The organism is Bacteroidota bacterium (assembly GCA_016715425.1).
Lineage (GTDB): Bacteria > Bacteroidota > Bacteroidia > Chitinophagales > BACL12 > JADKAC01.
In genome coordinates this window covers 354796-369811 of record JADKAC010000008.1, presented here as the reverse complement: position 1 = coordinate 369811, position 15016 = coordinate 354796, and the positions used below count along the sequence as shown (strand labels likewise).

General features: G+C 35.2%; 9 protein-coding genes and 2 pseudogenes. 6 read left to right on the top strand and 5 right to left on the bottom strand.

The window, feature by feature from the left end; genetic code table 11:
- Positions 1-30: 30 nt before the first annotated feature.
- Together IPN31_15650 and IPN31_15645 are read left to right on the top strand one after the other, a co-directional pair.
- Entirely contained in the window at positions 31-795 is a 765-nt protein-coding gene (locus tag IPN31_15650) for a segregation/condensation protein A (protein MBK8683308.1), read from the top strand.
- Entirely contained in the window at positions 779-1888 is a 1110-nt protein-coding gene (locus IPN31_15645) for a flippase-like domain-containing protein (protein ID MBK8683307.1), read from the top strand. The genes IPN31_15650 and IPN31_15645 overlap by 17 nt, the downstream gene beginning before the upstream one ends.
- A 467-nt stretch (positions 1889-2355) precedes the next feature.
- Here the strand turns inward: IPN31_15645 and IPN31_15640 are convergent.
- Positions 2356-3605 (bottom strand): annotated as a pseudogene (locus IPN31_15640) (cystathionine gamma-synthase family protein).
- A 116-nt stretch (positions 3606-3721) separates the two neighbouring features.
- Between IPN31_15640 and acs the strand changes: the two are divergent.
- From acs to guaB, 3 genes and pseudogenes are all read left to right on the top strand, one after another.
- Positions 3722-5631 (top strand): annotated as a pseudogene (gene acs, locus IPN31_15635) (acetate--CoA ligase).
- A gap of 106 nt (positions 5632-5737) precedes the next feature.
- The gene (locus tag IPN31_15630) at positions 5738-5947 is read left to right on the top strand and encodes a hypothetical protein (protein ID MBK8683306.1); all 210 of its coding nucleotides are present in this window, start codon (positions 5738-5740) and stop codon (positions 5945-5947) included.
- Between the two features lie 289 nt (positions 5948-6236).
- Positions 6237-7706, top strand: coding sequence for an IMP dehydrogenase (gene guaB, locus IPN31_15625; protein MBK8683305.1), 1470 nt, complete (start codon positions 6237-6239; stop codon positions 7704-7706).
- 56 nt (positions 7707-7762) lie between these two features.
- On the opposite strand, the gene IPN31_15620 is transcribed toward guaB, so the two are convergent.
- From IPN31_15620 to IPN31_15605, 4 genes are read right to left on the bottom strand one after another with little or no spacing between them, the layout of a single operon-like run.
- On the bottom strand, positions 7763-9097 hold the full coding sequence (locus IPN31_15620) for an alpha-glucosidase C-terminal domain-containing protein (GenBank protein ID MBK8683304.1): 1335 nt from the start codon (positions 9095-9097) through the stop codon (positions 7763-7765).
- On the bottom strand, positions 9094-10512 hold the full coding sequence (locus tag IPN31_15615; protein ID MBK8683303.1) for a hypothetical protein: 1419 nt from the start codon (positions 10510-10512) through the stop codon (positions 9094-9096). Before IPN31_15615 ends, IPN31_15620 begins: the two co-directional genes overlap by 4 nt.
- A gap of 25 nt (positions 10513-10537) precedes the next feature.
- A complete protein-coding gene (locus IPN31_15610) occupies positions 10538-11461 on the bottom strand; it encodes a hypothetical protein (GenBank protein MBK8683302.1) in 924 nt (307 codons plus the stop codon).
- 6 nt (positions 11462-11467) lie between these two features.
- Entirely contained in the window at positions 11468-12637 is a 1170-nt protein-coding gene (locus tag IPN31_15605) for an alpha/beta hydrolase (GenBank protein ID MBK8683301.1), read from the bottom strand.
- A 118-nt stretch (positions 12638-12755) separates the two neighbouring features.
- Here IPN31_15605 and IPN31_15600 point away from each other — a divergent pair, with 118 nt between their 5' ends.
- A complete protein-coding gene (locus IPN31_15600) occupies positions 12756-14999 on the top strand; it encodes a T9SS type A sorting domain-containing protein (protein MBK8683300.1) in 2244 nt (747 codons plus the stop codon).
- Positions 15000-15016: the final 17 nt, after the last annotated feature.

Sequence of the window (15016 nt, the reverse complement as noted above, 5' to 3'; positions counted from 1 at the left end):
AATTAACATCCAAAACAGAATTTTTGCAACATGGCAGAGCAGCAAACATTTGAAATAAAACTTCCTCAGTTCGAAGGCCCTTTCGACTTATTATTATTTTTTATTGAACGGGATGAATTAGACATCTATGATATTCCGATTTCTAAAATCACGCAGGAATTTCTTACCTATCTGCATGAGATGAATCAATTGAATATTGAGCTTGCAAGTGATTTTATTTTAGTGGCTGCTACTTTAATGCGCATAAAAGCAAAAATGCTTTTGCCCCGAAAAGAGTTAGATGAATTTGGAAACGAAATAGATCCACGAAAAGAATTAGTGGACAGGTTAGTGGAATACAAACGCTTTAAAGAAGTGCTGAGTGAGTTAACTACTTTGGAGGAAGATCGGATGCATAAATTACAACGTGGAAATATTGAAGCAGAACAACAGTTGCTTGCCAAACAATATTCCAATGAAATGGAGTTGAGCAGTGTGAATTTATTCAGTCTGCTCAAGGTGTTTGAAAAGGTGATGGAACGCTATCGCAATCAACCCGAAGTGCAGGAACATGTGGTGTTTCAATATAATTATACAGTAGATGAGGAGGCCGAACATGTATTGAGTTTTTGCAAATTAAAAGGTAAATCTTCGTTCACTGATGTGTTTGATACTTGCACAGATAAACATCAGGCAGTGTTCCGTTTCTTAGCAATTCTCGATTTAATTGCAGCACAAAAAATTCATCTGTTGATCGGTGAGGGAATGAATAATTTCTGGTTAAATCTGAATACAGATCATGTCGCAACCACCTGATGACCACAGCGATCTTCAAGAAATGATAAGCGATAATCCTGAACTGAAAAAACAGTTTAGTTATCGCAAAATCATCATCGTTATTTTAATCGGTTTACTCTTATCCGGATTTTTAATTGTTTCCACTTTCGATATAGAAGCATTTAAAAAAATTGAATGGAATGAGAAATCTTTAATCTGGATTTTCTTAGGTTATATCATGCTTGTTACCCGGCATCTCGCATTTATGTATCGTTTGCGATTGATAACAAATAATACACTTAGCTGGGGAAGTAGTTTTTCTGTAATTAGCTTATGGCTATTTTCATCTGCAATTACACCCTCCACAGTTGGTGGAGCTGCGGCTGCGGTTTATTTTTTAAAAAAAGAAAAACTCAGCACAGGTAAAAGCGCAACTACTTCTTTACTTACTGTTTTTTTGGATCAGATTGTGTTTGCAGTGTTTGCCACTTTAGCTGTTATAATAATTGGAAATGCGAAGATGTTTGGTAGCGAAACGGATTGTATGCAAGGAGGTGGAGGTGAATTGCCATTAATAAATGTGTTTCATTCTGTAAAAACTATTTTTTGGTGGACGTATTCTTTTTATCTCGTTATGATAATATTTCTGGGTTATGGATTATTTATAAATGCAAAAGCAATTAGCAATTCAATTCACAAAATATTTTCCTGGCGTATTCTTCGACGCTGGAAAGAGGATGCCTATAATACTGGTTTGGATATTATTGCTACAAGCAAAGTTTTAAAAAAGAAAAATACTGTATTCTGGTTGAAAGCTACTGCAGCCACTTTGGTTTCATGGTTTGCATTATTCAGCATTTCTGTTTGTATTATTATGGCTTTCTTCAATATCTCTTTTGAAAGTTGGCCCGTGTTATATGCCCGACAGTTTGTTGTTTGGATGTTGATGTTAATTCCGGCAACACCTGGCAGTACAGGTATTGCAGAAATCAGTTTTAGTGTATTGATGTGCGATTATACAAGCACTGCTTTAGCGCCGATAATGGCATTGCTGTGGCGCATTGTTTCTTATTATCCGTATTTAATAATCGGTATTGCTATTTTACCAAGATGGTTGAGAAAAGTATTTTAATTTTTTAAGCAATGAGTTTTTTCATTGTCAACTGTCAACTGTCAATTGTAAATTGTTTTGACCCATCTCTTATCTTCCCTCAAACAGGGAAGACGTTAATTCAGTGATGTTATCAAAGGTGTAGTTCTAATTATGATAAGAAATCATCAGCATTAAAAATTACACGGAGAATTCAGAAGTAACCACTGAGTATCACTGAGAAAAAAGTTTATTAAATACATTATTTAAATCATGCAAATCAACAAATCATTTAATTACAATTAAGACAATTGAGTTTGTTGAGCAAATGAGCGAGGAGCAATCTTTAATGATTTTTTTGCCAACCGCTAACCGCCAATAGCTAACAGCTTTATGATAACATGAAATTAATTGTATAGAATCACCCCTCTCTTCCAAAGAGAGGGGCAGGGGTGAGTTGGAAGAACCAAGATGGTTGAGAAAAGTATTTTAATTCTAAAAATATTTTATCAAACTACTTTATCCAACGCCTGACTTATATCCCAAATTATATCTTCATAATATTCAACTCCAATAGAAATGCGTACTAACTTTTCGGAGATATAATGTTTCTTTTTGTTTTCTACAGAAACATCTGCATGCGTCATTGTTGCAGGATGTTCGGCAAGTGATTCTGTGCTTCCCAACGACACTGCAAGTTTTATTAATTGCAGATTATCTAAAAATGCAAATGCTTCTTTTTCTCCTCCCTTAATATCAAAGCTCAACATAGCGCCATGGCTTTTATATTGTCTTTCTAATATTTTGAATTGTGGATCTTCTTTTTTTATTAATCCTGGAAAATATACTTTCTCTACTTTCGGATGTGCGTCCAACCATTTTGCAACATGTTCTGCATTTGTTGCCTGTAACATCATGCGTGGTTTCAATGTTTCTAAACTGCGCATTAATAACCAACATGTCATCGGATCAATTACATTTCCGAAAAATGTGCGCATACCTTTTATACGTTGAATTAATGCTTTACTTCCTAATACAGCGCCTGCAATTACATCACTATGTCCGCCGATATATTTTGTGGCACTGTACAATACTAAATCAACACCATGCTCTAAAGGATGACACCATAACGGACCCATATAAGTATTATCCACTGCCACATGCACTTTCTTTTCTGCAGTAGAAAAATGTTTTGCAATGCTGCTACACATTTCTAAATCAATTAAAGTATTGGTGGGATTGGATGGAGTTTCTACATAAATAAGGGAAGGAATTTTTCCTGTGGCTGCAATTAATTCCATAATTTTTCTCTGCTGTCAAATGCATCAAAACTTAAATAATCTACTCCCCAAATAGGAAGCACATGATGAATAAAATGATCCGTACCACCGTACAATGGAGAGCTGAATAATACTAGATCTCCCGGCCGCAACATTTCCATCATCGTTGTTGTAATTGCTCCCATACCACTTGAAAAAACTGCACATGCTTCTGATTTATCCCAAAGTGTTAATCGCTGTTCCAGAATTTCCATATCCGGATTATTCAATCTGCTGTAAATTAATCCTGATTCTTCTCCCGGATTTGGTTCACGCAATCCGTAGGCTAATTCAAAAAATGCTTTTCCTTCTGCTGCTTTTTTAAATACGAATGTAGAAGTTTGAAAAATCGGACATTTGACTGCGCCTTCGCTCAATTCCGGTTTATATCCGTAACTCATCATCAACGATTCCGGGCGCATCCATTTTTTATCAGACATAATTTTTTATTTGTATTGCAAAGATAAACTTGCTTTGCAGCAAAGCGAATGATTTTTATTAATTGCAATTTTTACTTTTCAAATAATTACATTAGCATTTCATCGAAAAAGATATTATGTATCCATATCAAATTAAATCTTTAGAAGAATACGAGAAAGCATATTCAAAAAGTGTAAATGCACCGGAAGAATTTTGGAGTGACATTGCAGAAAATTTTTTGTGGCGAAAAAAATGGGATCGGGTGTTGGATTGGAATTTTACAGAACCAAAAATTGAATTTTTCGGAGGCGGAAAATTAAACATTACTGAAAATTGTATTGACAGACATTTAATTTCAATCGGCGATCAGCCTGCAATTATTTGGGAGCCAAATGATCCGGATGAACATCATCGAATTTTAACCTACAATGAATTATATAAAAAAGTAAATCAGTTTGCATGCGTATTAAAAAATAATGGCGTACAAAAAGGTGATGTAGTTTGTATTTATATGGGAATGATCCCTGAATTGGCAATTGCGATGTTAGCATGTGCAAGGATTGGTGCAATACATTCTATCATCTTCGGTGGATTTAGTGCGAGAAGTATTGCAGATAGAATTCAAGATGCAGATGCACATTTTGTTATTACTTGCGATGGTGCATTTCGTGGCGCAAAAGATATTCCTTTAAAAGTATTATTGATGATGCATTGCAAATGTGCGATAATGTAAAACGTGTAATTGTTTATACACGCACACATACACCTGTAAGTATGCTGAAAGGAAGAGATGTGTGGTGGAATGATGAAGTACATAAAACAGAAACTTTAAACATGCAGGAATGTGTTGTGGAGGAAATGGATGCAGAAGATCCACTATTTATTTTATACACTTCAGGCAGCACAGGTAAACCAAAAGGAGTAGTTCACAGCACTGCGGGTTATTTGATTTATACAAATTATACATTCATAAATGTATTTCAATATCAACCCGGTGATATACATTTTTGCACGGCAGATATCGGATGGATAACAGGACATAGTTATATTATTTACGGACCCTTAAGTGCAGGCGCAACTACACTGATGTTTGAAGGAATTCCAACATATCCTGATCCGGGTAGATTTTGGGATATCATTGATAAATATGGCGTACATATTTTATATACAGCTCCTACAGCAATTAGAAGTTTAATGCGACATGGAGTTACATCATTGAAGAATAAAAACCTGAATTCATTAAAAGTATTAGGCACAGTTGGTGAACCGATAAATGAAGAAGCATGGAAATGGTATTATGAAAATATCGGCAAGAAAAAATGCCCTGTTGTAGATACCTGGTGGCAAACAGAAAATGGTGGCATATTAATTTCCAATCTTGCCGGAATCACTCCGCAAAAAGCGAGTTATGCAACACTTCCATTACCAGGAATTGTACCTGTATTAATGGATGAACAGGGCAATGAAATTCATGGTAATAATGTGAGTGGAAATTTATGTATCAAATTTCCATGGCCATCTATCTTGCGCACAACATATGGCGATCATGAACGATGCAGACAAAATTATTTTGCCACTTATCCCGGTTATTATTTTACGGGTGATGGTGCCTTGCGTGATGCAAACGGATTATATAGAATTACAGGAAGAGTAGATGATGTATTGAATGTGAGTGGTCATCGCATTGGAACAGCAGAAGTTGAAAATGCGATTAATATGCATACCGGAGTTGTTGAAAGTGCAGTAGTTGGCTTTCCGCATGATATAAAAGGACAAGGAATTTATGCCTATGTAATTTATAATGGCACACATGAAAATGAAGAGCTGACACGACAAGATATTTTGCAAACAGTAACTCGTGTAATTGGTGCATTGGCAAAGCCGGATAAAATTCAATTCGTAAATGGGTTACCAAAAACTCGCAGCGGAAAAATTATGCGTCGTATTCTGCGCAAAATCGCCGAAGGTGAAATAAATCAATTGGGAGATACTTCTGCATTGTTAGATCCGAGTATAGTGGATGAAATAAAAGAAGAAAGAATTTGATGTGCAAATGTGCAAATGTGAGAATGAAATGATTAGCCGATGTGATGATTAGCAGATTAGCCGATGAAAAAAATGAATAATTAATATTATTAAAAAATATTTTCCAATGAAAAAAAAGGATTCAAAAGAAATAAACGAGCAAGAAGAAATAAAGAAATTAGAAAAGCGATTAAAAGAACTTGAAGAGCAGGCTAAAGTGTTAGATATTAAATTAATGTTCTTAGATAAAATGATTGAGATTGCCGATGAAAAATATAATATTGATATCAAAAATCAATATAAAGAATCCCAACATTCTGAGAAGAAAAAGAAATAGAGTTTTAAAAGTTTCGGGTTTCAGGTTTCGAGTTTCAGGTTTCGAGTTTCATGTTTCAAGTTTTTCGATTCGACAATTCGACAATTCAACAGTTCTACATTCCGATAGCTAACAATTCTTCGATTCTACATTTTATTAATTCTCACATTCTTCAATTTTCACTTAATCCCATCAGCTAATCGGCTAATCATCTCATCGGCTAATCACTAATTCGCACATTCTCACATTTTCACATTTGCTAATCTGCTAATCATTCCATCGGCTAATTAACAATTCTCTATCTTTGCACATGGAAAATTATTCGAACAAATTCAGAGGCACCAGCCTCACATTCGATGATCTGTTAGTTGTTCCCGCTTATTCAGAAGTACTGCCACGGGATGTAGATATCAGCACCAAGCTTACCAGAACTTTACGCATCAATGTGCCAATAATTTCGGCGGCAATGGATACCGTTACCGAATATCGTATGGCCATCGCAATGGCTCGTGAAGGTGGTATTGGAATTATTCATAAAAATATGCCCATCGCTTCGCAGGCCGAACAAGTGCGCAGAGTGAAACGTGCCGACAGCGGAATGATAATAGATCCTATAATTTTAAATCAAAGAGCAATTATTGGCGATGCATTGCAACTGATGCGTGAAAATCGAATTGGCGGAATTCCTGTTGTGGATGATGAAGGAAAATTAGCAGGTATTCTTACAAACAGAGATTTGCGTTTTGAAAATAATATGAATCGTCCTGTAGTAGAAGTGATGACCAGTGAAAAATTAATTACTGCACCTGAAGGAACAACCTTACAACAAGCAGAAGAAATTTTAAAAAATCATCGCATTGAAAAACTGCCGGTTGTTGATGCAGATTTTATGTTGAAAGGATTAATTACTTACAGAGATATTATGAAATTGCAAAGTCATCCGAGAGCTTGTAAAGATGGTTTTGGAAGATTGCTTGTAGGTGCTGCAGTGGGAGTTACCACAGATACATTGGAGCGTATTGAAGCATTGAAAAATGTGAGTGTTGATTTGATAATTATTGATACAGCACACGGACATAGCAAAGGTGTTTTGGAAATGGTGAAGCTGGTGAAAAAAACATTTCCTGCTCTGCAAATTGTTGCAGGAAATATTGCAACCGGTGAAGGTGCAAAGGCATTAGTGGATGCGGGAGTAGATGGTGTGAAAGTGGGTGTTGGTCCGGGTTCTATTTGTACAACAAGAGTAGTTGCCGGAGTTGGTGTTGCACAAATTTCTGCAATTTTTGAAGCAGCAAAAGCAATTGAAGGAAGTGGTGTTCCGATAATTGGTGATGGCGGAATTCGCTATACGGGAGATATTGTAAAAGCAATTGTTGCGGGAGCAGATTCTATAATGGCCGGAAGTTTATTGGCAGGTTCAGAAGAAAGTCCGGGGGAGACAATTATTTATGAAGGCAGAAAATTTAAAAGCTATCGTGGAATGGGAAGTGTGGAAGCGATGGAGCAGGGAAGTAAAGACAGATATTTTCAGGATGTAGAAGATGATATAAAAAAATTAGTGCCCGAAGGCATTGTTGGTCGTGTACCATTTAAAGGAACAATAGAAGAAGTGATGGTGCAATACATCGGTGGTTTGCGTGCCGGAATGGGATATGCCGGAGCAAAAAATATTGAAGAATTAAAGAAAGCGCAGTTTGTACAAATTACTTCCAGTGGTATTCGTGAAAGCCATCCACATGATGTGGTGATTACGAAAGAAGCACCGAATTATTCGAGGTGATATTAAATAAAAAAAGCAGTGAATATTCACTGCTTTTTTTATTTTCATTTTTACTTTTATTTCCACACCTGATACCCAAACGGATCTAAATTAAAACTCGATTTTGATTTGAGTTTTATTTTTTCTCCTGTAAATGCATTTGTATATTTTCCTTTTAGTAAATCATTATTTAATGTAATTGCTCTGCTTTCACTTGAACAATTAATTACAACCAACACTTTATCTTTTCCTTGCTGACGAGTAAATACATACACTTCATTTTCTGTATTTATCACATCAAATGTTCCGCCGTAACTTCCATTCCAAAGCGCACTGTTATCATGCTTTAATTCCAATAGTGTTTTATAAAAAGATTCATATTTATTTTCAATACCAAATCCAATTGTGTCCTTATCAAAAAAGCGTAAACGTTTATTTAATCCTGCTTCCTGTCCGCTGTAAATTAATGGCATACCTGGAATAGTTGCTGCCAAAACAAACATGGCTTCTGCTCCATTTCCCATGCGTTCGAACTCTGTTCCCTGCCAGGAATTTTCATCGTGATTACTTGTAAAATACATGCGATAACTATCTGCAGGATATGCGAGTCGTTGTGTTTGAATAATTGAATCTAAATGTGCGAGTGTTACTTTTTCTTTTGTTAAATCATTCATTGCATGATGCACTTGCCATGTGTAAGTCATGTCGAATCCATTTTCATGAAATTCAGGACCTTCCGCTTCGGCAAGCATAAATAAATTGGGTTTTGTCTTTTGCAATTCTTCTACTGCTGTTTTCCAAAAATCATTAGGCACCATGTAGGCAACATCACAACGAAAGCCATCAACATCTGCTTCAGTAATCCAATAGCGCATTGCCTCAATCATTGCTTTGCGCATGTCGGCATTATCAAAATTTAAATCCGCAACATCTGCCCAATCTGCTACCGGCGAAATAATAAAACCATCCTTTCCTTTGGTGTACCAATCAGGATGTTCTGTTATCCAGGGATTATCCCATGCAGTGTGATTTGCCACCCAATCTACAATTACATACATACCTGCTTTATGTGCAGCACTCACCATTTTTTTAAAATCTTTCATGCTTCCAAATTCAGGATTTATTGCGGTGTAATTTTGAATGGAATAATAACTTCCCAAACTTCCTTTTCTGTTTTTTACACCAATAGGTTGCACAGGCATTACCCATAAAATATCCACACCCATATTATCCAATCGGGAAATATGTTTTGCAAATGCATCTATAGTTCCTTCCGGTGTGTATTGACGAATATTTACTTCATAAATATTTGCTGCCTTACTCCATTCCGGTGGTGATTTCATGGATGTGGATTGTGCATTTACTAAATTCATTGTGGTTACTATTAAAACGAAGAATATTATTTTTTTCATTTGTCTAAAGTTTTATTCATTGTAATTATTTCAAAGCTATAAGGATTTAAAACAAGGACGTCGTTGACATCAGCAGCCATTATTTCAGAACCAAATTGTACCGCATATTTTTCTTTAATAATTGTATCATTTAATTTAATATAAATTGTTTTAGAAGATTTATTAAAGTAAACATACACTGTATTTTCAAAATAATTTCTTGTGTAAGACCAAACTTCATTTGTAACGCTGATGTTTCTGAAATCACCGTACAACAATGCCATATTCGCACTGCGTATTTCATTTAATTTTTTCACAGTATTGCGCATATCCAATTCATCTTCACTTAAGCTATCAAATCGCATCATGCGTCTGTTATCCGGATCACCTGCGCCGGGCATACCTATTTCATCGCCATAATATGTAATCGGAATTCCGGGGATAGTTGCATTAAATGCATGCAACATTTTTAATTTATTATAACCTATCAGATCTTCTACTTCTATATCACGATTCCATCCTGCTTCTTTTTCATCTTCATCCCATCGCAATCCTTTTCCTGCATAAGAAATAAATCTCGGTAAGTCATGATTACCCGAAATATTTCCCATGGTATGATGATATCCATAATAATCAAAAGTAGTTTGTAGTGAAGTTTCCATCATCTCAAAAGAAACGTCATCAATTGCAAATGCACTGCGTGAATCGAAGTAAGTATTAAAATCAAATTGCGCATTTAATAATCCGCTGCCTAAGTAACTGCCAATTAATTCTCTGCTTCCAAATGATTCACCTATCTGATAAATATTGCGCTGTTGTGGCACTTCAATTTCTTCTTTTATTCTGCGTGTGAGTAATCTCCAATATTCTATTTCAATATGCTTTGTAGCATCATGACGAAATCCATCCAGATTAAATTCTGTAATCCAAAACATTGCACTATCTGCAACTGCATTTGCAACGATTGGTTGTGAATGATCAAAGCTCGGCATATATGGTTCGAACCAAGTTGTTAAACGATACTCATCCCACAAGCGTAAATTATTTCTGCCATCGGGCAATACCAAAGGAGAAAACCATTCGGGATGTTCTTTCCATAATGGATGTTCAATATGAATATGATTTGAAACATAATCGAGATATACATTCATATCATTATTATGTGCATCACTTACTAAAGATTTAAATAATGCATTTGTACCAAAACGCATATCCACTTGCGATAAACTGATGGGCCAATAACCGTGATATCCGGTGAACCAACGATGTGGTTCCGGATATTCCTGATATGCTCCCCAGGGATTTTGATTTACAGGAGAAATCCATAATGCATTAAATCCTAAATCCTGAAAATAATGTGTATTTATTTTTTGCTCTATTCCTGCAAGATCACCGCCGTAATAATTTGCTTTAGCTTCCACTCTTGCATCATCCACTTTTTATCATTCGTTGTATCGCCATTCATAAACCTGTCAACAAAAACAAAATACATAATTGTTTTTGTAAATCATTGCGGTCGAGTAAAGTTGCATCTTGAATTACTTCTCCATTTTCCAACGGAATTAAAATATCATTGCTTTCTCCAAAATTATTATATGCATACACACGAATATGCGAACGCTTAACAGTAGTTGCTTGTGGTGGAATAGTAATTTTTAAAATTCCTTTTTCATCTATTGCATAATTTAACGCAGTATTTTCCCAAAGTACAAACCATTGTTTTACATTATTCTCTGCGGTAATAAAAATATTTTTTCCTGTTGTATTTCTTGTTGTGATAAAAGGAATAGAATCATGATTTGTTCCTGGAATTGTCAATATCGTATTATATCCGCCCATACCATTTGGCATCACATCTTTATTGTTGGGATCCAACATCCAATTGCCATCAGCAACTATCTGACAGGCATAGCGACCGGGATTTAAAACAAGGGTTGTATGCCATAATCCATTCTTAAATTCTAATGGAGTTGCCGTTGGATTCCAGGCATTCATATCACCCACAATAGTTACTGTGTTATAAATGGAATCCATTGGATTAAACTGAAAATCAAAACTCTTTTTTTTGGATTGTTTTACAAGAATAGAATATCGCTGTGTGCCCGCAACAAAATCTATTTTACCGATTGGCAGCATAGTTTTATTTGTGTTTATAATTAGAATTGTATTGTCTGCATTACGAACAATACTCAAATAATCAGGAGCAATTATTTCTGTAACTGCATTTGTATCATTAAAATAATCTTCCAGAAAAACTATTGTGGAATCCGGATTTAATTCAATAGGTGTTGCCAATCCGAAAATGTCTGTATGTTGTGCAAATAGATTTTCAGCAAACACCAAATGAAATATTATACTTACAATTATTAAACTTCTTTTTATCATACTTTTTTATTTTTCAAAAAACCATTTATAAGCAACAGGAAATTCTTTGCGCCAGAAAATTTCATTGTGTTGTGCATCTGCTTCAATCACATACCGATAATGTCCGTTAGCATCTTTATTTGCTTTTAAAATTTCATACATGCGATTCATTTCAGGTTCCATTGTTTCACTTTCTTTTCCACCTGCAATAAAATATAAATATGTAGATCCGGAAAATATTGTTGTATCCGCAACAGTAAATAAAGGTTGTGCAATCCAGAATGCAGGAGAAAAAACAAATGCATTTCCAAACACATCATTATTGCGCAACACCGCATACAAACTCATCAATCCACCTAAAGAACTTCCTGCAATATATGTTTGCTCTCTATAACTTTTTGTGCGGTATGTCGAATCAATAAAAGGCTTTAATGTCTCCACAATAAAATCAATAAATGCATCACCATCTCCGCCGCCATAAATAGAATCTTTCCAAGGTAAATATTCATTAGTTCTGTCCGCACCCGCATTATCAATTCCTACAATTATTGCTGAAGGAATTTGATCTGTATAAAAAGTATGCATCGTTTCATCTATTCCCCATTCACCAAAAGGAGCTGTTGCTTCATCAAATAAATTCTGTCCATCCATCATATAAATTACAGGATAATTTTTTGAATTAATGATATATTCAATAGGAAGTAAAATCCGCAAATGTTTTTCTGTTTCTAATTGTGGTGAATATATATCGAAATGAATTACGTCAGGATTTAATGCGACAGAATCGTATGTAAACATATCGTGCCATGCATTCACAGCCGCCCAACTTTTTACACCGGGAGCATTCATGAGTTGACGATTTGGAATATCTTTTCCATTCAACATTGTTTCCACTGTTTCCCAACTGCCTCTTGTTATTTTAAATTCAATATCATCTGTATTCGCAGGTATAAATGAAAGTGTGGGAACATTATTTTCCAGATAAAACATAAAATTGGGATCAGCAGGATTCCAATCATTAAAAGTACCGGCAGCATAATAAGGTCCTATACTATTTTTTGGTACAGAAATAATTGTTATAGTAATCTGTGCATTACCAGATATAAAATTGAAAACTATAATAAAACACAATATTAATTTTGGAATACAGTGGTGAAGTCTGTTCTCTGAATTATTGATGAATGAAAATACAATCATGCTATACTCTTTTTGTCATTACTCTGTTGAAGTGCAAGTTAATATAATCGCTACTGAATAAAAAGCTTATAAACCCATATTGCTTTTATAATTTTAAATTTGTTTTTTAATAGCTGTTATGCGCAAAATAATATTGATTTTTTTTCTTGCAATTGCCACAGTCAAAGTTCATGCTCAGGAATTTATGATTCAGAGTTGGTATTGGAATTATCCTACTTATGTGGTTACCGATTTTTATATGGAATATTTAGAAAGTCTGGCCGATGAATTTCATGAAGCCGGATTTACTTATGTGTGGTTGCCGCCGTTGTCAAAAGGTTCGGGTGGATCTTATAGTATGGGTTATGATGTAAAAGATTATTATGATCTCGGCAATTTCGATATTTGTCGTTGGGGTAATCGTCCGGCATTTGATAATCTGGTAAACACATATAATGCGAATGATTTAAAAATTGTTGCGGACATGGTTTACAATCATCGTGATGGTGGCGCATGGGAAGATAATCCTGCTGTGGAAGGTTGGATTGAAAATATGAATGCTACAAAAATTGCTGCAGGCGATCAACCCTTTCCAAGCGATAGATACAGATGTTATTTACCTCTTGGTGGTGTATCTGGAAATGGAGCAGGCACATATTATTTTAAAATAAAATCTGCAAGTGGTGCTTCCGGTCTTTATGATAAACCATTTACTGTAATGATGTGGACGAACACCATTGATGCGAATTATGCTTTAGCTGCAACAATAGAATCAGAACCAAATGGCGGCGCAGATTGTGGCGAAGGAAATAATACAATTACATTATCAAAACGTTTGGACGCAACAATTGATAATAGCGGTTGTGGTGTGGATGAATTTGCATTGACAATTACAACTTCGCAATTTGATGTGGATGGTGATACCTTATGGATTAGAATGTATAATACCGGTTCGGGTGGCTTGAGTGATATGACGGATCATTTTATTTATGGTTTATGGAGTGGAGTTGCTGCAGAAGATATTCAAAATGAAATTGCATATCAAACTGCGACAGATTTTACCAATATGCAAAGTGGAAATGGCGCAATGAATTATTTAAATTTTAAACCCAATGGTTCTCCAACTCAATTAGCAGGCGATCAGGATGCGATGTATTTTTTTTATGATCTGGATCAAAATGTAATTAATACTCAGGATGTTTTAAAAGAGTGGACGAAATGGATGTGGGATGATGCCGGTGTTCGTGGTATTCGTGTGGATGCAGTAAAACATTTTCCGGCTTCTTTTATGGGTGATCTTTTAGACTATATGCACGACAATGGCAAAGATTTAGAAATGGTGGTTGGTGAATCGTATGAATACAATGCATTTGTTTTGAAAGCATGGTTGGATGATGTGCAGGCAAATATGGATGATGATACTAAGGATGCAATTGATATCCGCATTTTTGATTTTGCATTGCGCAATAATTTAGAACAAGCTTGTGATGCTTTTGGATATGATGTGCGGAATGTATTTAATGCTTCTTTAGCTGATGCAACTGGTACTTCAGGATATAATATTGTAACGTTTGTAAACAATCATGATTTCCGTGATCCCGGTCAGCCGGTTGACAATAATCCGATACTTGCTTATGCATATATTCTCACCAATAATAAACTCGGAGTACCATGTGTTTTTCAAACAGATTATTTTGCGCCGGGAAATTTGCGCTATAAAATAAATGGATTAATGGAAGCACATCGTCGCTATATTTTTGGTGCAACACAAGTGGATTATCTCAGCAGATTTAGTACACCATATTCTGCGGATTTTAGTGGTGGGTTTGCAAACACTTCTCTCATCTATCAATTGAGTAATGCAGTAAGCGGAAGAGAAGTAATTGTTGCAATAAATTTTGCAGGAGAAACACTACAAGTGAATCAGGAAATAAATACAACAAATATTTTTTCGGGTGATACACTTACTAATATTTTTTCTGAATCTCCGGGTGAATATATAATTGTTGGTGGCGATAATAAAGTAAATCTCGAAGTGCCTGCACGCAGTTTTGCTGTTTGGGTGCAAGGTGATTTGCGGAATGAATTAATTGATATCAGTACGCCGTTAGATACCACACAAAATCTGCAAAATTTATCTGCATCAGAAATACATTGCTTCCCAAATCCTGCAAAAGATTTTATACAAATTGCAATTCCAATCAGTGGAAAGTATTATTTAGAAATACAAGATATCAATGGTAAATTAATATTGAAAAAGGATTTGGTATTGGTAGGTAACGGTTTAAATACAATTGCAACAAAGGATTTTGCTGCCGGTATTTATCAATTGCAATTATTTGGCAAAACTGAAAACTATTATGCAAGATTTGTTATTGATTAAGTGAATGAATTTCATAC

Excerpts from the sequence above, each read along its gene's own strand:
- IPN31_15600 (MBK8683300.1), top strand. The coding sequence starts at position 12,756 with ATGCGCAAAATAATATTGATTTTTTTTCTTGCAATTGCCACAGTCAAA.
- IPN31_15620 (MBK8683304.1), bottom strand. The coding sequence starts at position 9,097 with ATGAAAAAAATAATATTCTTCGTTTTAATAGTAACCACAATGAATTTA.
- IPN31_15645 (MBK8683307.1), top strand. The coding sequence starts at position 779 with ATGTCGCAACCACCTGATGACCACAGCGATCTTCAAGAAATGATAAGC.
- IPN31_15650 (MBK8683308.1), top strand. The coding sequence starts at position 31 with ATGGCAGAGCAGCAAACATTTGAAATAAAACTTCCTCAGTTCGAAGGC.
- IPN31_15630 (MBK8683306.1), top strand. The coding sequence starts at position 5,738 with ATGAAAAAAAAGGATTCAAAAGAAATAAACGAGCAAGAAGAAATAAAG.
- guaB (MBK8683305.1), top strand. The coding sequence starts at position 6,237 with ATGGAAAATTATTCGAACAAATTCAGAGGCACCAGCCTCACATTCGAT.
- IPN31_15605 (MBK8683301.1), bottom strand. The coding sequence starts at position 12,637 with ATGATTGTATTTTCATTCATCAATAATTCAGAGAACAGACTTCACCAC.
- IPN31_15610 (MBK8683302.1), bottom strand. The coding sequence starts at position 11,461 with ATGATAAAAAGAAGTTTAATAATTGTAAGTATAATATTTCATTTGGTG.